We start from the raw sequence: 20,560 nt of genomic DNA, 5'->3' as shown, positions 1-20,560 counted from the left end.
GACTCCGCAGGATGTGAGGTATGCGCAGAGTCTAGGGAGAAGCGGCGAATGGCATCGGACAGGTGCTTCTGAATTTCGGACAAACCCACCCGCCCCCTGTAGGAGCGAGCTTGCTCGCGATGGCGCAGTGTCAGTCGACATTATTTTCAACTGACCCACCGTCATCGCGAGCAAGCTCGCTCCTACAGGGTTGAGGCGTGGGGATTGAGGGCAAACTGCGAAGGCGCCATGCCCAGTTCGCGGCGGAACATGTCGCTGAAGCTGCTCGGCGAATAACCCAGCTCCCGGGCAATGCGGCTGACAGCCACGCCCTGGATCAGCTCGGCCGCCGCCATCGCCAATTGCACCTGACGCCGCCATTCGGCGAAGCCCATGCCCAGGCCCTCCTTGAACAGTCGCGCCAGGGTGCGCACGCTCGCCCCGGCATTCTCCGCGTGTTGCTCGAAAGGGATGTCCAACGACGGCGCGGCCATGACGGCCTGGCACAGATTCATCAGGCGTCGGTCGGAATCGTCCGGCAAAGGCACCTTCAATTGCGAGCGCCGGGCTCGTTGCAGCTCCAGCAGCGCGAGGCCCACCAACGCCTCGTAATACTCCGGTGGCCCGTCCTCGCCTTGCGCCACGAGGCCGACGATCAACTCGCGCAGCAACCCACCCACTTCGATCACCTGCACCGTAGCGTCCAGCGTCGCCGCCAATGACGGGCGCAGGTAGATATTGCGCATCTGCAAATCCGACACCACGCGGATCCCGTGGGGCACGCCCGGCGGCAACCACACCGCCCGCTGCGGCGGCACCACCAGGGCTTCATGCGGCGTCTCGACCCACATCACCCCGCTCATCGCATACAACAACTGGCCCCAGGCATGCTCGTGCGGCTCGATGAACAGTCCGCGCGGGTAAGTACGCGCCAGCGGTTGCACGGGCACATCGGTATCACTCAGGTCAGGCGGTGCGGCAAGGGCCATGATCAGCAATCACTGGAGGGTTGGCGGACAGCGCATGGTAACCAGCCGCCGGCCCGCTCGCCACCGATGACGGCCGTCTGACAATCCGACTGAATTTTCCGCAACAGCGGCGATCCCTCTATTACCACAGGGAGGAATACGGGCTTTATGAACAACGCAAAACTTTTCGTCATTGAATACACCCTTCATGGGGCCCCCAAGTCATTCATCATCCGCCAGGAAAAGATGGATAACGCCGAGGCTTGGCATTGGGCCAGCTGCGACGCCGGCGTGGGTCGAATCCCGCGTTTTGGCCGGGAAAAAGTGCAAAAGACCAGTAAACCGATGGCGGAAAAATTCGGCGTGGAGAACGTCACGTGGCGCCCGGCAAGTTGATCGGATTCATTGGGGAGATTTGCAGATGAACACTAAGCAACCCACCAGCACGGCGCATATCGACTACGGCCTGGACACGCTGTTCGGCCGTATCACCAAAAGCGCGGAATGCCAGGTCGGCCTGGAGCAGATCGAGGATGACCCGAGCCGTTTTGCCCTGCGCGTGCACGCCCCCCTGCCGGAGGATCTGGACCAGGCGAAAACTCTATTGGTGGTCGTGCAGGGACGGCGGCTCAATGGCGTCATCCGCTGTACCCAGCGCTTCGATGATCAAAGCCTGAAACTGGAAGTGGAGCCCGAATAGGCTCCACCCTTTTCAAACACTCGCCTATCCGCCATGGGCGCACTTGCAGCCCTTGCTTGAGCACGCTTCACCGTGTTCGTGGTGCTTGGCGCACGCGTCGCAACAGTAGTGCTTGCCGTGACGGGCAATCGGATGCTCTCCCAGCTTGCAGTTGCATTTTGGGCAGTCGCAGGTACTTTCGCTATCGATCATGAGTCTGACTCCAGTGGTGTGGTCGTCCGGTCTCGCGAGTACGATCCGTCTTCCTAATGTAGGAGTCGTCTCCCCCAGCGGAGTTCAAGCGCCTCGCGTGCTGCTGCGATACATGAACACCAGCGCCAGGGCGAGCAACACCATCGCCAGGATCCGGCTGCCGGACAACTCGATCGCCGGGTTGCCCAGCCATCCGAAGTTATCGATCAACATGCCCATGCCCAGTTGCCCGACGATCACGGCAACCGTTGCCACGGCTGTACCAACCCTGGGCACCGCGCCCACCATGACCATCATGTAGATCACGCCGAACAGCGCGCCGCAGAGTTGCCATTTCGGCACATTCAGCAGACTCACAGCATGGGCAGGTTCGAAAAACAGGATCAACAACCCTGTAACCACCGCGCCGACCACGAAGGTCAGCAGGCTGCTGCGCAATACGCCGACCGTCTCGCCCAGGCGCCCATTGATGGCTGCCTGCACGCTCAACACCGCACCGGCGGCCACCACCACTCCCAACAGCACAATCAGATTCATCTTCAACCCCGAGCAATCAGAACAAGTGCAGCGACAATCAACAGCAAGGCCAGCCAGCGCTCGCCATTGACCTTCTTGCGGGTGGTGCCGAACCAGCCGAAATGGTCGATCAGCACGCTTTTGCCGACCTGCCCGGAGAGGATCGCGATCATGGTCATGGCGATGCCGATATGCGGCGTGGCCAGGGTGAGAACCACCACATACATCGGCCCGAGAAAGCCACCGATCAATTGCCAGCGTGGCAGTTCGCTGAGCGCCGGGCCTCGTTGTGGACCACTGAACAGCAAAAGCAGAAACAGAACCGCCGAGCCGACGCCAAAGATGCTCAAGGTCGCCCACAGATGCCCCACCTGCCCGCCCAACGGCCCGAGCAACCCGGCTTCAACGGACAGGCCCATGCCGGCGAGGATGACCAGGGGGAGCAGTAACAGGCGCAAGCCGGGTTGGGGTGCCGGCGTGGCGACTTCGCCGGTTTGTTCGATGGATTGCATTTACAAGGTACCTTCACAAATAAGCGGCAGATCCCCTGTAGGAGCGAGCTTGCTCGCGATGGCACAGTGTCAGTCGACATTATTGTCAACTGATACACCGCCATCGCGAGCAAGCTCGCTCCTACAGGTCATCATTGTGTAGTGAATTATCCAGTGGCCAAGCTGTGCAATAAACGGGATCATCCTGACAACACTTTTGCGCATTACGCACAGCAAGGTCCACTATGCACGGCCTCAATGAACTCGGCTTCAAGGCACTCCGGCTATTTGTCGCGGTGCTGGACCATGGCAGTTTTTCCGAAGTCGCCCGTCGAGAGGGCTTGGCTCCGTCGTCGATTTCCCGGCAGATCCAGTTGATGGAACAGGCCCTGAACCAGCAATTGCTCTACCGTCACACCCGCGCGGTCACCCCTACCGAAGCCGGGCGCCTGCTCGGGCACCACGCGCGGCTGGTGCTGGTGCAATTGGAGGAAGCCGAGCAAGCGTTGCACGAACAGCGCAGCGAGCCCACTGGGCTGGTCCGTATCAACGCTCCGGTGGTGTTCGGACAACGGCACCTGACACCCTGGCTCAGGCAGTTGTGCGAGCGGTATCCGAAGCTGCAACTGGACATCCAGCAGACCGACAGCTACGTCGACCCGTTGCAGGAAGGCGCCGATCTGTTGTTTCGCATTGGCCCGTTGCACGACTCGAGCATGCAGGCGCGCATTATCGCGCCCCACCGCTTCCAGGTTGCCGCCAGCCCCGCCTACCTCGCACGCCACGGCACGCCGCAGCGCCCTGCCGACCTGGCGGCGCACCAATGCCTGGCCTACAAGGGCGTGGCTGGCCAGCAGCGCTGGTTTTTCCGCCAGGGCCACGAGGATTGGACGCCGTATTCGGTGAGAGGGCCAATCACCGGCAACCACGCTGACACGCTCACCCAGGCCGCCATACAAGGCCTGGGACTGGTGATGTTTCCGTCATGGCTGATTGGCGAAGCGGTGCGAGACGGCACGTTGGTGCCGGTCCTTGCGGACTATCAGGTATCCAACAGCCTCCAACCGCAGCAGATCGCGGTGCTTTGGCCGGGAAGCCGACGGCTGTCGGTGAAGGTGCGCACGGTCATCGACTTTTTCGTCGAGTGTTTTGGCGAGGTGCCGTATTGGGACAGGGTTTAGCTGACACCCACAGTGTGGGTGTCTCTACCCAGTGATTGCAGCCATCAAATCCTGAACTGCCCCACCAACCCGCCCAACCGCTGCCCCAGGTCCGCCAGGCTGCGGGAGGTTTGGGCGCCGAGCTGGGTTTCGTCCGCCACGTTATCCACGGCTTCGGCGATCTGATGCACGCTGCGGTTGATCTCTTCGGCCACCGCTGTCTGCTCTTCGGCGGCGCTCGCGATCTGCGCGTTCATCGAGTTGATGGTGGCGATCAATTGCGCCATGGTGTCCAGCGACGCCCCCGCCTCGTTGGCTTGCGCGGAGGTGCCGTCGCCGGCCTCGCTGGAGCGACGCATCGCTTCCACCGCTGACTGGGTGCCGGCCTGCAAGCGGTCGATCATGCCCTGGATTTCCTGGGTGCTGATCTGCGTACGACTGGCCAGCGCACGCACTTCATCGGCTACCACCGCAAAACCACGCCCTGCCTCACCAGCCCGGGCCGCTTCGATGGCGGCGTTGAGCGCCAGCAAATTGGTCTGCTCGGCAATCGAACGAATCACCCCCAGCACGCTGACAATCGACGCCACGTCTTTCTGCAAACTGTCGAGGGACACGCCGCTGCTGCGGATATCGTCGACCAGCGCGTGGATTTTTTCGATGCTGCCGGCCACCACCCGCTTGGCGGTCTGGCCTTCTTCGTCGGTCTGCTGGGCAGCCACGGCGGCGTTCTGCGCACTCTTGGCCACTTCCTGGGCGGCGGCAGACATTTCATTGATGGCGGTGGCGACCTGATCGGTCTCGTGACGCTGACGCTCCATCGCCTGATCCGAGCGATGGGCCTGGTCCGATACCTGGTGCACCAGCCCGGTCAATTGCGAGGTCATTTCGGTGATCTGGCGCACCAGGCCGTGGATCTTGTCGACAAACCGGTTGAACGAACCGGCCAGTTCACCCAGCTCATCCTGGCTGGAAATGGTGAGACGGCGGGTCAGGTCGCCCTCGCCCGCCGCGATGTCATCGAGGTTGGCTTTCATCAGGTGCAGCGGACGCAGGATGGTGTTGGCCAGCACCATGCCGGCAGCGGCGATCACCAGCAGCACGACGGCGGCGATACCGGCGATGCTCAGCAATACGCCTTCCATGCGCTCCTTGACCTTGGCTTCGACAACGGCCACCTGCGCCTCGATGCCATCGAGGTTGACCGAGGTGCCGACCGCCATGTCCCACTTGGCCAGGTATTCGGTGTAGCCGAGTTTCGGCACCAGCACTTGGGTGTTGCTGGGCAAAGGCGAGCTGTATTGCAGGTAGTGGGTGCCGTCCTTGGCGACTTGAACCAGGTCGCGGTTGACGTAGACGCCGTTCGGGTCGCGGTTGTCCTTGAAGCTCTTGCCCACGCCGTCGGGGCTGTTGGCCTTGAACAGGCGTACGGTGTTGGAGTCGTAGCCGAAGAAGTAGCCTTCCTTGTCGTAGCTGATGTTCGACAGCAACTTGATCACTTGCGCGCGCGCCGCGTCATCGCCAGGTGCGGCGGCGTCGTAAAGCGGCTTGATCGCGGTCATCGCCACGGCCACGTAGCTTTTGAGCGTGTCCTTGGCGTTAGTGAGCAGGCGCTCGCGGGTCTCTTCGACTTCCTTGCGCGCCTGTTCCTGCAGCACGAAAAACGTGGTCAGACTGATCACCAGCGCGAAGATCAGCACCGGGAGAACGGCGAGGGACAGGACTTTGGCCTTCAGGCTCATGCGCATGACGGTTCACTCTTTTGATTTTACTAACGTGGTCAAAGGCTATAACGGCACGTAAAAGCAAAAGTTGAGACAGGTCACTACAGTGAAACGTATGAAGGCCCTGTGGGAGCGGGCTTGCTCGCGATGGCGGAGTGTCAGTCGACACTTTCATCGACTGATGCATTGCAATCGCGAGCAAGCTCGCTCCTACAGAGGGGGCATGGCAAAATCTAAAGCACCATCGCCGCCACCCAGCCGAACGCCAGCAGTGGCAGGTTGTAGTGCAGGAAGGTGGGCACCACGGTGTCCCAGATGTGGTGGTGCTGGCCGTCGATGTTCAGGCCGGACGTCGGGCCCAGTGTCGAGTCCGAGGCCGGTGAACCGGCGTCACCCAGGGCACCTGCGGTGCCGACGATGCAGACGATGGCGATCGGGCTGAAGCCCAATTGCACGCACAGCGGCACGAAGATCGCCGCGAGGATCGGCACCGTGGAAAACGACGAGCCGATGCCCATGGTCACCAGCAGGCCCACCAGCAACATCAACAGCGCGCCGATGCCCTGGCTGTGACCGATCCACGCCGCCGACGCCTCGACCAGCGTCTGCACCTGACCGGTGGCCTTCATCACTTCGGCAAACCCCGAGGCGGCGATCATGATGAAACCGATCATCGCCATCATCTTCATGCCTTCGGTGAAGAGGTCGTCGGTGTCGCGCCACTTGACGATGCCCGACACCGAGAAGATCAAAAAGCCCACCAGTGCGCCGATGATCATCGAATCCAGCAGCAACTGAATGATGAACGCCGCTGCAATGGCCACGCCGGCCACCATCAGGCTCAGCGGGTTGTACTGCACCGCCACCTGCTCGACTTGTTCGATCTTCGCCAGGTCGTAGACACGTTTCTTGCGATAGCTGATGAACGCCACGGCCAGCCCCACCAACATGCCCAGCGCCGGAATGCCCATGGCATGGGTCACGTTGATGCCGCTGATGTCGACGCCGCTGCGCGCCACGTTGGCCAGCAGGATCTCATTGAGGAAGATGTTGCCGAAACCCACGGGCAGGAACATGTAGGGCGTGATCAGGCCAAACGTCATGACGCAGGCGATCAGACGACGATCAAGCTGCAGCTTGGTCAGCACATACAACAGGGGTGGCACCAGCAACGGAATAAAGGCGATATGTATCGGCAGAATATTCTGTGAAGCGATGGCCACGACCCACAGCAAACCAATCAACAACCACTTGACCTGTCGACCACCCGTAGCGTGCTGCCGGTCGACCATGGCCAGCGCCTTGTCCGCCAGTGCATGGGCCAGGCCGGACTTGGCAATCGCCACCGCGAACGCGCCGAGCAACGCGTAGGACAATGCCACGGTGGCTCCGCCGCCCAGTCCGTTGTTGAACGCCTTCAGCGTGGCGTCGATGCCCAGGCCACCGCTCAGGCCACCCACCAACGCACCGACAATCAGCGCGATCACAACGTGCACGCGGGACAGGCTGAGTATCAGCATGACGCCGACCGCGGCAATTACAGCATTAATCATCATTACCTCAGGGCAAGCGAAAACGGTCCGGCCGGCAGTCTGCACAGGCCGCCAGCGGATTCGGGAATGGGTTTTATTAGAGGGCGGGCACTGTGCCGCAGCACCGCCACCTTGTCAAAGTGAACGCGACCACCTGAGCAGCAGCCCCCCGGGAAATTTGTTTCGCGGTATTGACGTTCGACATAAAGAAAGCGCATTCGCCGCCGTTAACCTGCAAAGACGCAGATTTTTATCGAACAAGGACATCTCCATGCTGCTCCGACACCTTTCCATTCAGTGGAAGATCACCCTCCTCGCCGGCCTGTGCCTGGCGGGTATCGTGACTTTGCTGGTCGGCCTTTCGCTGTATCGCATGGAGCACAGTTCAGCGCTGGTGAAAGCGTCGAGCATGGAAATGCTGACCGAATCGGCCCAGGCGCGCATCGAATCCCAGGGTGAAATCCAGGCGCTGCGCATTCGCCGGCAATTCATGGATGCTTATCAATATGGCCACGGCTTCTCGCGTCAGGTGCTGTTCCTGCGCGATCAAGCGGAAAAACGCTTTCTCGATGCCTTCGACCTGCGGGAGGACCTGACCCGTCAGGTCAAGTCGGCGCTGCAAGCCAACCCGGAGCTGCTGGGCCTCTCGCTGGTGTTTGAACCCAATGCCCTGGACGGCAAGGACGAGCTGTTCGCCGAGCAGGCAGAGCTGGGCAGTAACGACAAGGGCCGTTTCGCGCTGTACTGGTCGCAACCGACACCTGGCAAGCTGACCTCGATGGCGCTGGCGGAAAGTGACATCGCCGACACTCGCACCGGCCCCAGCGGCGAGGCCGCCAATGCCTGGTTCACCTGCCCGCGCACCTCGCTCAAACCCTGCGTGATCGAACCGTACTTCTTTGTGATCGACGGCCAGAACGTGCTGATGACCAGCATTGTGTTCCCGCTGATGGTCAACGGAAAAGTCATCGCTTCGCTGTCCGTGGACCTCAACCTCAACAGCCTGCAGGCGGTCAGTCAGGACGTCAGTAAAAACCTGTACGACGGCCAGACCAGCGTCAGCATCATCAGCCCCGCCGGTTTGCTCGCCGGGTACAGCGCGGACGCCAGCAAACTCAGCCAGCGCCTGGACGCCGTGGACAAAAGCACCGGCGCCGAACTGACCCGCCTGCTGACGGGCAGCAGCAAAACCGCGAGCCTGCACCGCTCCGATCAGTTGAAAGTACTGTCGCCGTTCCAGCCCATCCCGGATGGCAAGCCATGGGGCGTGCTGCTCGACGTGCCGGAAAAGGTCCTGATCGGCCCGGCCGAAGCGCTGAAAAAGCAACTCGACGAAACCAACACCACCGGCAGCCTGATCGAATTGGGCCTGGGCATTCTGGCGGCGCTGATCGGCCTGCTCCTGGTGTGGCTGATGGCGCGCAGCGTGACCCGTCCGATCCTGGGCGTGGCGCGCATGCTCGAAGACATCGCCAGCGGCGAAGGCGACCTCACCCGCCGGCTGGCCTACGACAAGCAGGACGAACTCGGCCAGTTGGCCGGTTGGTTCAACCGCTTCCTCGACAAACTGCAACCGGTGATCGCCGAGGTCAAACGCTCGGTGCAGGACGCCCGCAGCACTGCGGATCAATCCTCCGCCATCGCCACGCAAACCAGCGCCGGCATGGAGCAGCAGTACCGCCAGGTCGATCAGGTGGCCACGGCCTCCCACGAAATGAGCGCCACCGCCCAGGACGTCGCCCGCAGCGCGGCGCAAGCGGCACAGGCGGCCCGGGACGCAGATCAGGCGACCCGCCGTGGCTTGACGGTGATCGACCAGACCACCAGCAGCATTGACCATCTGGCCGCCGACATGAGCGCTGCCATGGTCCAGGTCGAAGGCCTGGCGGCCAATAGCGGCAAGATCGGCTCAGTGCTGGAAGTGATCCGCGCCATCGCCGAACAGACCAACCTGCTCGCCCTCAACGCCGCCATCGAAGCCGCCCGCGCCGGTGAGGCCGGACGTGGTTTTGCCGTGGTCGCCGACGAAGTGCGCAACCTCGCGCAGCGCACCCAGGAATCGGTGGAAGAGACGCGCCTGGTGATCGAGCAGTTGCAGAGCGGCACCCAGGAAGTGGTCGGATCGATGAGCAACAGCCATCGCCAGGCCCAAGACAGCGTCGGGCAAGTCAGCCAGGCCGTCACGGCGTTGCGCCAGATCGGCGACGCGGTGACGGTGATCAGCGACATGAACCTGCAGATCGCCAGCGCCGCCGAAGAGCAAAGCGCGGTGGCGGAGGAGATCACCAGCAACGTGGCGACGATTCGCGACGTGACCGAATCGCTGTCGGGGCAAGCCAATGAATCGGCGCGGGTCAGCCAGGCGCTCAATAGCCTGGCGAATCAGCAGCAGGGGTTGATGGATCAGTTCAGGGTTTAGGACTGGACACTGATCACTGTAGGAGCGAGCTTGCTCGCGATGAGGGTGTGCCTGTCACATCGATGCCGCCTGACACAACCTCATCGCGAGCAAGCTCGCTCCTACAGTACGGACCCTTAGCCATCAAGTTCAGCGCTTGGGCAGTTCAATCACCACCTTCAACCCACCCCACTCGCTCGTCTCCAGCCGCAACACCCCGCCCCAGGTATCGACGATGTCGCGCACGATGCCCAGGCCCAGGCCATGCCCATCGGTCTGCTCATCAAGTCGCGCGCCCCGACTGAACACTTGATCACGTCGTTCCTCGGGAATTCCGGGGCCGTCGTCTTCCACGCTCAATACAAATCCTTCAACCGCCTCGACCACGCTCAAGCGCACCTCGGCATCCGCCCATTTGCAGGCGTTGTCCAGCAGATTGCCCAGCAGCTCCAGCAAATCCTCACGATCCCACGGCAAGTGCAAACCCGCTGGCGCGCTATAGCTCAGGGCGAGGTGTTCGCCGTGAATCATGTTCAGCGTGGCAAGCAAGCCAGGCAGCTCGGCATCGCAATCGAACAGCGCTCCGGGCAGCGCATCGCCGGACAGCCGAGCCCGGTTAAGTTCACGATTGAGGCGTTGCTGCACCTGTTCCAGTTGCTCGGTGAGCACTTTGCGCAACTGCGGGTGACCCTCGAGTTTTTCGCTGGAGGCCACGCTGAGCAGCACCGCCAGCGGGGTTTTCAAGGCGTGACCGAGGTTGCCCAGGGCATTGCGCGAGCGCTTGAGGCTGTCTTCGGTGTGGGCGAGCAAATGGTTGATTTGCGCCACCAGCGGCTCAAGCTCCACCGGCACCTGCTCATCCAGTTGCGAACGCTGCCCCTGCTGCAACTGGGCAATCTGCTCCCGTGCCCGCTCCAGGGGCCGCAAGGCCCGGCGCACGGTGACGCGTTGCAAGATCAGAATCAGCAACAGTGCCAGCAGGCCAAGGCCCAGCCCGACCCGTTGCATCAGTCTGAAACTGTCGCGCACCGGCGAGTAATCCTGGGCGACGCTGATGGAGATCGACTGGCCAAGACGGCGGTAGTCCGAGCGCAGCACCAACAGTTGCTGGCCTTCCGGCCCCAGTTGCAGATTGCTGTGCAGGCCCGGGTTGTCCAGGCGCGGCAGTTCCTGATCCCACAACGAGCGCGATCGCCAATGGCTGTCGGCAAAATCGATGCGAAAGTAATGCCCGGAAAACGGTCGCTGGTAAGCCGGCGACAACCGTCGTTCATCCAGTTGCAAGCCTTGCGGCCCGCGCACCAGGGCGACCAGCAGGTTTTCGCTGTCGTTACGCAGCCCGGCTTCGAGGTAGCGCTGCAAACCGACTTCGAACAGCCACAGGCTGGTTTGCGCCAACACCAGGCCGACAATCACGAGCACGCTGACCAGGCCCAGGCTCAAGCGGCGCTGGATCGACCTCACTGCGCTTGACCGCCAAACAGATAGCCCTGGCCGCGTCGGGTTTCGATGACGCTACGTCCCAACTTGCGCCGCAGGTGATTGACGTGCACTTCGAGCACGTTGGAATCGCGCTCCGTTTCGCCGTCGTAGAGATGTTCGGCAAGATGGCTCTTGGACAGGATCTGTTCGGGGTGCAGCATGAAGTAACGCAGCAGGCGGAACTCAGCGGCAGTCAGTTGAATGTCGGCACCGTCGCGGGTCACGCACTGGCGGCCTTCATCCAGATGCAGACCTGCGGACTGCAAGGTCGGCTGATTGACCTGGCCATGGGATCGGCGCAACAACGCCTGGATGCGCAGGTGCAGCTCTTCCGGATGAAAGGGTTTGCTCATGTAATCGTCGGCACCGGCCTTGAGACCTTCGATCCGCTCGGCCCAGGAACCGCGAGCAGTCAGGATCAACACAGGCGTGGCCAGCCCACCCGCGCGCCATTGCGCCAGCACCTCGAGTCCCGGTACGCCGGGCAAGCCGAGGTCGAGGATGATCAGGTCATAGGGTTCGCTGCGGCCCTGATACACCGCATCCCGACCATCGGCCAGCCAGTCAACGGCATAACCCTGCCGGTTGAGGCCGGCCAGCAACTCGTCGGCCAGCGGCACGTGGTCTTCCACCAAAAGCAAACGCATCGGTCAATCTTCCTCGTCTTTGAGCAACTCGCCCGTGCTGGCATTCACGTCCAGTTCACGCACGACGCCTTCGGTGGTCAACAGCTCGACTTCATAAATGTAGACGTCGTGTTTCTCTTCAAGCTCGGCCTCGAGCAGCTTCGACCCCGGATACCGGTCCATGGCCTGTTGCAACAAGTGCTCGAGCGGCAAAATCACGCCCTGTTGACGCAGGCGCAAGGCCTCGTCCTGATCGAGGTCACGGGCCAGCACCACTGAACAGAACGTCAGCAGCACCAGCGCCATGCGTGAAACCGAACACACCTTCATTACGTATCCTGATGATCCTTGAGCACCTGGCCGCTCACCGCGTCTAATTCCAGGTCCCATTCAATGCCCTGTGGGTCGCGCAGCTCCACCTGATAGATGTACTTGCCGTACTCTTCTTCCAGCTCGGTTTCGGTGATGGTCGAGCCGGGGTGCTTGGCCAATGCCGTGGCGTTGAGCTTCTCGAAAGATACGATAGTACCAGCGTCGCGCAGTCGCAGGGCTTCGTCCGGGCCAAGGTCGCGGGCGTGGGCGGTGCTCGCGCCCAGGCCGATGAGTGTGGCGGTGAACAGGGCAGTCAGGATTTTCATGGGTGTCTCCGTATTCTTTTAATGGTGCATACCCGGCTACCTTAACGAGGCGAACTTAATTGAAACTGAATGGCCATCATTGCCGGTCCCTGCATTCTCTCCTGTGGGAGCGGCGGTACTCCCCCAGAACCCCATCAAGCCTATAATCCTCCGCCAGCCCAACCCCGAGCCGCCCATGACCGCCATCCACATCAAGTTTCCCTCCCTCACCCTAAAGGCCGGCCCTCGCGCATTGGCGCGCATCCGTGAAAATGGCTTGAGCGCGGCCGACGTCGGCACCTTGCCGGGGGCGGCCGGGGGGCCGAAGGCGCTGGGAATCCAGGGCCTGGACCTGGCATTGTTCGGTGAATGGCTGTCCGCCGCGCCGCGCGAACGCTCGCTGATCGGTGCTTCCGTCGGCTCCTGGCGCTTCGCCAGCGCCTGCTTGCCGGACGCCGCCGAAGGCATCCGTCGCCTGGGCCGGTTGTACACCGAGCAGAATTTCAACAAGGGCGTGACCATGGCGCAGATCAGCCAGAGCTCGCGACAAATGCTCGATGACCTGCTGGACGGGCGCGACGCGACGATCCTGGACAACGCCCATTACCGCCTGAATATCATGGTCGTCAAAAGCCACGGCCTGCTCGCCGACGATCATCGCGGGCGCCTGGGTCTGGGGCTCTCCTCGGTCATCGCCGACAACCTGCGCGGGCGCGCACGGTTGTCGCGGCACTTCGAACGGCTGATCCTCCACGACCCGCGCCTGGCACCGCCGGTGAACGCGCTGAACGATTTCCCCTCGCGCTTCGTCGCACTGAACACCGCCAACCTGCGCCAGGCCCTGCTGGCCTCCGGCTCCATTCCGATGGTCATGCAGGGCGTGCGCGATTTGCCTGGCGCAGGTGCCGGAACCTTCCGCGATGGCGGTCTGCTGGATTATCACCTCGACCTGCCCTACAGCGGCGACGACATCGTGCTCTACCCGCATTTCACCGACCGGATCATCCCCGGCTGGTTCGATAAAACCCTGCCCTGGCGCCGCGCCTGCCCGACCCGCCTGCAAAACGCGCTGCTACTCGCGCCGTCCAGGGAATACCTGGCACGCCTGCCCTTCGGCAAACTGCCGGACCGCAACGACTTCAAGCGCTTCATGGGTGACGCGCCGAGCCGACAGAAATACTGGCGCGCGGCAATGGACGAAAGCCGGCGCATGGGCGACGAATTCCTTGAACTGGCCGCCAACGGTCGCTTGGGCGAACGCTTGCTGACCCTTTAGTCAGGACAAGCTGGTAAACTCGCCGCCTGCCCAAATCGCCCCGGCGATCGCCACCTGACAGAGCTGAAAACACTGTGGAAATCTTCAAGGAATTTACGTTCGAATCCGCCCACCGCCTGCCCCATGTGCCGGAAGGCCACAAGTGCGGCCGTCTGCACGGCCACTCGTTCAAAGTGGCGATCCACCTGAGCGGCGACCTCGATCCCCACACCGGCTGGATTCGCGACTTCTCCGAGATCAAGGCGATCTTCAAGCCGCTGTACGAGCGCTTGGACCACAACTATTTGAACGACATTCCGGGGTTGGAAAATCCGACCAGTGAAGTGTTGGCCAAGTGGATCTGGGGTGAGTTGAAGCCGCTATTGCCGGAGTTGAGTGCGATTCGGATTCATGAGACGTGTACGAGTGGGTGTATCTATCGCGGGGAGTGAGGGATCGTGGAATAGCCATCCGGGGGATGGCTATTTTGTTGCTGTGGCTTAACAGTCAATCGGGACTGTAAAACACTTCCAACAACGCCGCCAATAAATCAACTCACTTATGGTACTTACCAAAATGTCGAGTGAAATTAGATTTTCGAGTAAAACCAATATCACATTGGGTGCATTTAAAGATCTTATCTTTACCCCGTGTATGGTTTGGGCGGTCTTTAAACGTGCGTAGATGCACTCTCAAAGCAGTATGAGCGGCAAATGTTTGCTTACAGTCAGGACACTCAAAAGGCTTTTCTCCAGTGTGAATTCGCATGTGTTCATTTAAATGTCCCCTATGACGGAACTGCTTGGAGCAATCACTAAAAGGACAGGCGTGACCTTTTCCAGCATGAATTTTCATATGCTGATTAAGAATATTTTTGCTCTTATAGACTTTCTTGCAAACTGTGCAGGTATTAGGAGCCGAAGGTTCTGTAATATTCACCCTCGAAGGGCCGGGGACTGGAGATGCCTCACGTTGAGGTGTTGCTTGTGGATCAGGAGATGCAGGACCATCATTCGTCGGGGTGCCGATGGGGGGCAAAGGTTCCACCTCTATTTCGTCAACGTCTATTGGTGACGACTGATCACCTGCCAAATCCAGGAAATCCATCTCCGACGTGGGATCAGCTGTGTTTAATTCAGATTCTCGCGTATCACCTGATTGCGCATTTTCCGGGCCAGGCAGATAAAGTAATTCATCCGGCAAATCCCAATCCTCATCGTCACTATCCAATCCGTCCCTATCTATCCTGACCATGGGTGAGTTGCGTACAAAACGATATAGATTCAGCCCGTCCACTGTTCCTGCCGGGTCCGGGTTGATCCAGCGACTCAACCATGGCGCGTAGTAGCGGAACCCGTAGTAATACAACCCTGTCGCATCGCGCTCCTTGCCTGAATATCGAATGGTCTTGTAAGCGCCCGCCTGATCGCTGTGGTCTTCCCACGCCGTGCCGCCAAAGGGGTAATAGGCTTCGCGGCTTTGTACGTTGCCCTGTTCATCCACTTCCAAAGTGCCAGACCCCAGGTGATCGGTCAGGTGATAACGCAGGGGATGGTCCGGCGCCTCGCCCCCAAGAAACCAGGTTACCCGGTTACGCCCGGCCTCAAGGTCGAGCACTTGGTAGTGTTCGCCAGTCGGGCGGCGATGCAATTCCAGCCCTGGCAGGTAACGAACCTCGGCAATTACGGTGGTCGCATTGGTCAGTGTCGTGCGGACCTTGCGCAGGCGTTTGCCGCCACCACCGTAGATGTAGCGTTCGGTATCGTCGGCTTCGTTCGCCCGCACCACTGGCGACACGCTAGCGAGTTGGTTGCGCAGATCCCAGGTCATGATCTGGCCGCGCTGCAGGTATTGCAGGTTGCCGTTGGCGTCGAAATGGCTGGGGAAATCCACCGGCAGGTCGTCATCGATCAGGCTGCGATTGCTGTTCGGGGCTATCAACCAGCAGCGGGTAAAGGATTGGGCACCAACGTGCCGCAGCTCGGCCATGTTGCTGCCTGCGTCGTAGGCATATTCTTCGGTGTAGTTGAGCACAGCGCCGGGACCGGCAGTCTCCCAGCCCGTGGCGCTGATGAGCTGGCCCAAGGTGTCGTAGGCGTAGACCCGTTTTGGGTCGATGCGCTGGTTCTTGAAGTAACGAATCGGCAACGCGTGATCGTCGATTTGCACAACGTTGCCAACGGGATCGACCGTGTAACGCAAGTCCTGCAACGGCTCGGCGTTGGGCAACCCGGCAGACAGGCGCTCCAGCCGGCCATCGCTGAGGGCGTACTCGGCCAGGGTGACCACACCATTTCCGGCGGTCTCACTTTCAACCTTTCCCGCCGGGTTATAGCGGATGTCCCGCACCAGACATTGGCCGGGCGCCGGAGTGTTAGCGGGTTGCAGCCAGCCTTGGCCAAGTTGCCCAGCCACCGAGTAACCGAAAGCGCGGCGGTGGCCATGGGCATCGGTCAAGCTCAACAAATCCCCCAACGGTGAATACGCCCAGCGACTGGCCAACCCCGGCTCGCCCTCCAGCAAAGCATCTCGCGCAGCAGTATCCAGCGGCCAATCGGGAGAATCGAGCGTTTGCAGAAAGTGGCTGACCTCGCACTGCGACCGCCCCAACAGATCGTACTCACTCATGTGCCGGGTCCCAGCCGGGTCGTCGTGACGAACCACTCGCCCGCATTGATTGGCCGCGCTGGCATCAACGCCGCCATACTCGAAGCGCTCCACCACCCGCCCTTGCTCGGTGACCGCCACCGTACGCATCAACGTGTCGTATTCAATATCGCCCTGGCTACCGCGACCGTCCCAGCCCGTCAGCACCTGATCGGCTTCACCGAACAACGATACCCGCCAGCCGGCATCGACGCTATCACTGGCCAGGACCTTGCCAGACAAACTGGCGCACTGCCCCAACGCCGGCACAGTCAACCGCGCATCCCATTGCTCCGCCAGCCGTCCTGCCCCATCGAACACCTGTCGCGTCGCCCGCGCCGCCGCAGCCTGTCCGACTTCCTCCCGCCAGTACGCCACGCCGCGCACGTCCAGCCCCCGGGGGTCGATGACCGCCAGGCTGGGTGTGTGCTGATGCAAGTCGACTGTGTTCATCGAGTCTCAATACCACTCTGTGCCGAATAGCGTCTACTGACACAAATGATAGGTATGCAGGGGAAGTGAAACCGTTGCTGCCAGAATTAGTGCTAGTTCGAATTATTGATGTGAAAGCGTGGTGGCGTCTGCTGTTGTGAGTGGCCACCGGAGAGCAGAAACCATCTTACGAGCAGGTGTAATGCTCTCGCGTTACGTCTGAAACGCAAAAAATCACTATGCCAGTCAAGAGTGAAATTTTTTGACGTGTACCTCCAGGTTAACTTCAGTACTAAATGATGCATGACAATCGCCCGTGGTGCACCAGAGGGGTACTCCATGAGAGTAGGCATGCCTATCTCGTTCGGGCTTTCTCAAAAATGTTTTTGGGCATTTTGGGCATTCATACGGTTTTTCTCCGGAGTGAGTCTTCAAATGTTGACGTAATCGGGAATTCAATTTGAACGAAAGTTCACACATGCCACACTTGTACGGTCTCTCATCTGAATGCACCGATTTGTGAGCATTGAGGTTTCCACGAACTGAAAACGCCCAGCCACATATCTCGCACTCATATGGCTTCTCACCGGTATGAGTTTTCAAATGAACATCAAGACTTTGTCTAAACGCATAACGCTTGTCACACGAACCGCATTTAAAAGGTTTCTCTCCGGTATGCGTGCGTACATGAGCCGTCAGGTTTTCACGCCGCTTGAATACTCTTTGACATGTCTCACACTTCAAGATCGATGCCGATCGACGTGAAGCATTCGATGTCCCTGGCTCCGGAGGAACGTCAGACGGCTGCGGTGTGGAATCAGGTGTGTTTAATTCAGATTCTCGCGAGTTGCCGGACGCCATATTTGCCGGAGGTGGGTCAGACGGCTGCGGTGTGGGATCAGGTGTGCTTAATTCAGATTCTCGCGTATCACCTGATTGCGCATTTTCCGGGCCAGGCAGATAAAGTAATTCATCCGGCAAATCCCAATCCTCATCGTCACTATCCAATCCGTCCCTATCTATCCTGACCATGGGTGAGTTGCGTACAAAACGATAAAAATTCAACCCATCCACCGCCCCCGCCGGATCCGGATTGATCCAGCGACTCAACCACGGTGCGTAGTAGCGGAACCCGTAGTAATACAAACCCGTCGTATCACGCTCCTTGCCTGAATATCGAATGGTCTTGTAAGCGCCCGCCTGATCGCTGTGGTCTTCCCACGCCGTGCCGCCAAAGGGGTAATAGGCTTCGCGGCTTTGTACGTTGCCCTGTTCATCCACTTCCAAAGTGCCAGACCCCAGGTGATCGGTCAGGTGATAACGCAGGGGATGGGCCGGTGCGTCGGACCCGTGAATCCACGTGACCCTATTACGTCCTGCGTCGAGGTCGAGCACTTGGTATTGCTCGCCAGTCGGACGCCGATGCAGTTCCAGCCCGGGCAGGTAACGAACTTCGGCAAACACGGCGGTCGCGTTGGTCAGCGCGGTACGCACCTTGCGCAACCGCTTGCCGCCCCCACCGTAGATATAGCGTTCGGTGTCGTCGTCCTCTTCCTCCCTCACCACCGGCGAAACGCTGGCCAACTGATTGCGCAGGTCCCAGCTCATGGTCTGACCGCGCTGGAGGAATTGCTGGTTGCCGTTGGCGTCGAACTGTCTGGGGAAATCCACTGGCTGGTCGTCGTCGACCAAGCTGCGGTTACTGTCGGGAGCCACCAACCAGCGGCGGGTAAAGGCATGCGCACCGACGTGCCGCAACTCGGTCATGTTACCGCCCGCGTCATAGCCATACGCTTCACGATAATTGAGGATCGCACCGGGACTGGCTGCTTCCCAACCGGTGGCGCTGATGAGCTGGCCCAAGGTGTCGTAGACGTATAAGCGCTGCGGGTCGATGCGTTGATTTTTGAAGTACCGGATCGGCAAGGCATGATCATCGATTTGCACGATGTTGCCCACCGGGTCTACGGAGTAACGCAAGTCCTGCAACGGCTCGGCGTTGGGCAACCCGGCAGACAGACGCTCCAGCCGACCGTCACTGAGCGCGTACTCGGCGACGGTGACAACGCCGTTTCCGGCGGTCTCCCGCTCGACCTTGCCGTTGGGGTTATAGCGGATGTCCTGCACCAGACATTGGCCCGGCGCTGGCGTGTTAGCCGGTTGCAACCAGCCCTGGCTAAGTTGCCCGCCTACCGAGTAGATGAAATGCCGACAGTGGCCGTGGGCATCGGTCAGGCTCAACAGATCCCCCAACGGTGAATACGCCCAGCGACTGGCCAACCCCGGCTCGCCCTCCAGCAACGCATCACGCGCAGGCACCTCCAGCGGCCAGTCGGGTGAATCAAGCGTTTGTAAAAAATGGCTGACCTCGCACTGCGACCGCCCCGAGAGATCGTACTCGGTCATGTGCCGGGTGCCAGCCGGGTCGTCGTGACGAACCACCCGCCCACATTGATTGGCATCACTCGATTCAACGTCGCCGTATTCAAAGCGCTCTACCACCCGCCCTTGCTCGCTCACCGCCACCGTGCGCAACGAGGTGTCGTATTCAATATCCCCGCGACTGCCCCGACCGTCCCAGCCGGCCAGCACCTGATCGGCTTCGCCGAACAGATTCACCCGCCAGCCGGCATCGACGCTGTCACTGGCCAGGACCTTGCCGGACAAACTGGCGCACTGCCCCAACGCCGGCACACTCAACCGCGCATCCCATTGCTCCGCCAACCGCCCTGCCCCATCGAACACCTGGCGCGTCGCCCGCGTCGCCGCAGCCTGCCCGACCTCGTCCCGCCAGTACGCCACGCCGCGCACACCCAGTCCCCGCGGATCAATGACCGACAGGCTGGGTGTGTGCTGATGCAACTCGACCGTGTTCATCGAGTCTCAATACCACCCTGTGCCGAACAGCGTCTACTGACACAAATGACAGGTGTGCCTATGCTCTTCGGCTTTCACCCCGCCATAAGGATGCGATCATGAGTGACTGGCCGCTGGCTCAAACCTATCGTTTCAACGGGCATAACGTTCGCTATGCGGTGCGGGGCGACGGCCCGCCGCTGGTGTTCGTGCATGGCACGCCGTTCTCGTCCTTCGTGTGGCACCGCATCGTGCCGCATTTCATCTGCTCGCACCGGGTGTATTACTTCGACCTGCTGGGGTACGGGCAGTCCGAGAAGATTGACGGCGATGTGTCGCTGGGCGTGCAGAACCACCTGTTGGCGCAGTTGCTGGATCACTGGGGCCTGGATAGCCCGGACGTGGTGGCCCACGATTTCGGTGGCGCCACGGTACTGCGCACGCATTTGCTCAACGGCAAGGACTACCGCAGCCTGACGCTGATCGACCCGGTGGCCCTGACGCCCTGGGGTTCACCGTTCGTGCGGCATGTGCGCCAGCATGAGGCCGCGTTCACCGGCCTGCCGGACTACATCCAGCGCGCCATTGTGCCCGCGTACATTCGCGGCGCGATCAAGCGTGATATCAGCGACGCCGAGCTCGCCCCCTACGTTCAACCCTGGTTGGGCGAGTCGGGCCAGGCGGGTTTCTACCGACAAATCGCACAGATGGACGAGCGGTACACCCGCGAAGTCGAGCCCCTGTACCCGACCATCCGCTGCCCGGTGCAGATTCTCTGGGGCGAGGATGACCAATGGATCCCCCTCGAGCGTGGGCGCGCCTTGCAGCAGTTGATTGCCGGCTCGCAGTTTCATCCGGTGCCCAACGCTGGGCACCTGGTCCAGGAGGATGCCCCGGAAGCCATCGTTGCCGCCCTGCTGCGCTTCCTGCCGCTGGCCGGCAATGGCTCTACCGCGCTACCGTAGAACAAACCCGCCCGATGAAAA

At 60.8% G+C, this 20,560-nt stretch carries 19 protein-coding genes and 1 pseudogene; 8 read left to right on the top strand and 12 right to left on the bottom strand.

Annotated elements, in window-relative coordinates:
* Positions 1-182 precede the first annotated feature (182 nt).
* Positions 183-968: an AraC family transcriptional regulator gene (locus tag AB4N33_RS01445; protein WP_476456241.1), complete on the bottom strand. Its 786-nt coding sequence runs from the start codon at positions 966-968 to the stop codon at positions 183-185.
* 147 nt (positions 969-1,115) lie between these two features.
* On the opposite strand from AB4N33_RS01445, the gene AB4N33_RS01440 reads away from it, so the two are divergent.
* Together AB4N33_RS01440 and AB4N33_RS01435 are read left to right on the top strand one after the other, a co-directional pair.
* Positions 1,116-1,343: a DUF6555 family protein gene (locus AB4N33_RS01440; protein WP_460122383.1), complete on the top strand. Its 228-nt coding sequence runs from the start codon at positions 1,116-1,118 to the stop codon at positions 1,341-1,343.
* 25 nt (positions 1,344-1,368) lie between these two features.
* Positions 1,369-1,647 (top strand): hypothetical protein, encoded by a 279-nt coding sequence (locus AB4N33_RS01435; protein ID WP_460141220.1) that lies wholly within the window; start codon positions 1,369-1,371, stop codon positions 1,645-1,647.
* A gap of 24 nt (positions 1,648-1,671) precedes the next feature.
* Here the strand turns inward: AB4N33_RS01435 and AB4N33_RS01430 are convergent, their stop codons facing one another.
* The 3 genes from AB4N33_RS01430 to AB4N33_RS01420 form a co-directional block, all read right to left on the bottom strand.
* Positions 1,672-1,839, bottom strand: a complete 168-nt coding sequence (locus AB4N33_RS01430; protein WP_460122379.1) for a metallothionein — start codon at positions 1,837-1,839, stop codon at positions 1,672-1,674.
* Between the two features lie 84 nt (positions 1,840-1,923).
* Positions 1,924-2,376 (bottom strand): DMT family transporter, encoded by a 453-nt coding sequence (locus tag AB4N33_RS01425; RefSeq protein WP_460122377.1) that lies wholly within the window; start codon positions 2,374-2,376, stop codon positions 1,924-1,926.
* 2 nt (positions 2,377-2,378) lie between these two features.
* A complete protein-coding gene (locus AB4N33_RS01420) occupies positions 2,379-2,867 on the bottom strand; it encodes a DMT family transporter (protein ID WP_476456240.1) in 489 nt (162 codons plus the stop codon).
* A 224-nt stretch (positions 2,868-3,091) separates the two neighbouring features.
* Here AB4N33_RS01420 and AB4N33_RS01415 point away from each other — a divergent pair, with 224 nt between their 5' ends.
* Positions 3,092-4,027, top strand: a complete 936-nt coding sequence (locus AB4N33_RS01415) for a LysR family transcriptional regulator (RefSeq protein ID WP_476456239.1) — start codon at positions 3,092-3,094, stop codon at positions 4,025-4,027.
* Positions 4,028-4,071: 44 nt separating this feature from the next.
* Here the strand turns inward: AB4N33_RS01415 and AB4N33_RS01410 are convergent, their stop codons facing one another.
* Together AB4N33_RS01410 and AB4N33_RS01405 are read right to left on the bottom strand one after the other, a co-directional pair.
* The gene (locus tag AB4N33_RS01410; protein ID WP_476456238.1) at positions 4,072-5,754 is read right to left on the bottom strand and encodes a methyl-accepting chemotaxis protein; all 1,683 of its coding nucleotides are present in this window, start codon (positions 5,752-5,754) and stop codon (positions 4,072-4,074) included.
* Between the two features lie 209 nt (positions 5,755-5,963).
* A complete protein-coding gene (locus AB4N33_RS01405; RefSeq protein WP_476458770.1) occupies positions 5,964-7,280 on the bottom strand; it encodes a Na+/H+ antiporter family protein in 1,317 nt (438 codons plus the stop codon).
* Here AB4N33_RS01405 and AB4N33_RS01400 point away from each other — a divergent pair.
* Together AB4N33_RS01400 and AB4N33_RS01395 are read left to right on the top strand one after the other, a co-directional pair.
* Positions 7,162-8,823, top strand: a pseudogene (locus AB4N33_RS01400) (methyl-accepting chemotaxis protein); the annotation flags it as partial. The gene AB4N33_RS01405 and the pseudogene AB4N33_RS01400 sit on opposite strands and share 119 nt — an antisense overlap.
* Before the next feature lie 102 nt (positions 8,824-8,925).
* A complete protein-coding gene (locus tag AB4N33_RS01395) occupies positions 8,926-9,681 on the top strand; it encodes a methyl-accepting chemotaxis protein (protein WP_460126597.1) in 756 nt (251 codons plus the stop codon).
* Between the two features lie 129 nt (positions 9,682-9,810).
* Here the strand turns inward: AB4N33_RS01395 and AB4N33_RS01390 are convergent, their stop codons facing one another.
* The 4 genes from AB4N33_RS01390 to AB4N33_RS01375 are packed head-to-tail and all read right to left on the bottom strand — an operon-like array spanning position 9,811 to position 12,406.
* Positions 9,811-11,124 carry a sensor histidine kinase gene (locus tag AB4N33_RS01390; protein ID WP_476456237.1) on the bottom strand — a complete coding sequence of 438 codons (1,314 nt, stop codon included), beginning with the start codon at positions 11,122-11,124 and terminating at the stop codon, positions 9,811-9,813.
* Positions 11,121-11,789, bottom strand: a complete 669-nt coding sequence (locus tag AB4N33_RS01385; RefSeq protein WP_476456236.1) for a response regulator transcription factor — start codon at positions 11,787-11,789, stop codon at positions 11,121-11,123. The genes AB4N33_RS01390 and AB4N33_RS01385 overlap by 4 nt, the downstream gene beginning before the upstream one ends.
* A 3-nt stretch (positions 11,790-11,792) precedes the next feature.
* On the bottom strand, positions 11,793-12,098 hold the full coding sequence (locus AB4N33_RS01380) for a PepSY domain-containing protein (RefSeq protein ID WP_460122365.1): 306 nt from the start codon (positions 12,096-12,098) through the stop codon (positions 11,793-11,795).
* Positions 12,098-12,406: a PepSY domain-containing protein gene (locus tag AB4N33_RS01375; RefSeq protein WP_460122363.1), complete on the bottom strand. Its 309-nt coding sequence runs from the start codon at positions 12,404-12,406 to the stop codon at positions 12,098-12,100. Before AB4N33_RS01375 ends, AB4N33_RS01380 begins: the two co-directional genes overlap by 1 nt.
* A 175-nt stretch (positions 12,407-12,581) precedes the next feature.
* On the opposite strand from AB4N33_RS01375, the gene AB4N33_RS01370 reads away from it, so the two are divergent.
* Together AB4N33_RS01370 and queD are read left to right on the top strand one after the other, a co-directional pair.
* Positions 12,582-13,661 carry a patatin-like phospholipase family protein gene (locus AB4N33_RS01370; RefSeq protein WP_476456235.1) on the top strand — a complete coding sequence of 360 codons (1,080 nt, stop codon included), beginning with the start codon at positions 12,582-12,584 and terminating at the stop codon, positions 13,659-13,661.
* 74 nt (positions 13,662-13,735) lie between these two features.
* The gene (gene queD, locus AB4N33_RS01365; RefSeq protein WP_017339724.1) at positions 13,736-14,092 is read left to right on the top strand and encodes a 6-carboxytetrahydropterin synthase QueD; all 357 of its coding nucleotides are present in this window, start codon (positions 13,736-13,738) and stop codon (positions 14,090-14,092) included.
* Positions 14,093-14,195: 103 nt separating this feature from the next.
* On the opposite strand, the gene AB4N33_RS01360 is transcribed toward queD, so the two are convergent.
* Together AB4N33_RS01360 and AB4N33_RS01355 are read right to left on the bottom strand one after the other, a co-directional pair.
* The gene (locus AB4N33_RS01360) at positions 14,196-16,739 is read right to left on the bottom strand and encodes an RHS repeat-associated core domain-containing protein (protein ID WP_476456234.1); all 2,544 of its coding nucleotides are present in this window, start codon (positions 16,737-16,739) and stop codon (positions 14,196-14,198) included.
* Between the two features lie 225 nt (positions 16,740-16,964).
* Positions 16,965-19,595 (bottom strand): RHS repeat-associated core domain-containing protein, encoded by a 2,631-nt coding sequence (locus AB4N33_RS01355; protein ID WP_476456233.1) that lies wholly within the window; start codon positions 19,593-19,595, stop codon positions 16,965-16,967.
* A gap of 98 nt (positions 19,596-19,693) precedes the next feature.
* Between AB4N33_RS01355 and AB4N33_RS01350 the strand changes: the two genes are divergently transcribed.
* A complete protein-coding gene (locus tag AB4N33_RS01350; RefSeq protein WP_476456232.1) occupies positions 19,694-20,539 on the top strand; it encodes an alpha/beta fold hydrolase in 846 nt (281 codons plus the stop codon).
* Positions 20,540-20,560 lie beyond the last annotated feature (21 nt).

The sequence above is a fragment of the Pseudomonas sp. S1_E05 genome (assembly GCF_056337105.1).
The sequence above is the reverse complement of the archived record's forward strand: the minus strand, read 5'-3'. Positions and strand labels throughout refer to the sequence as shown.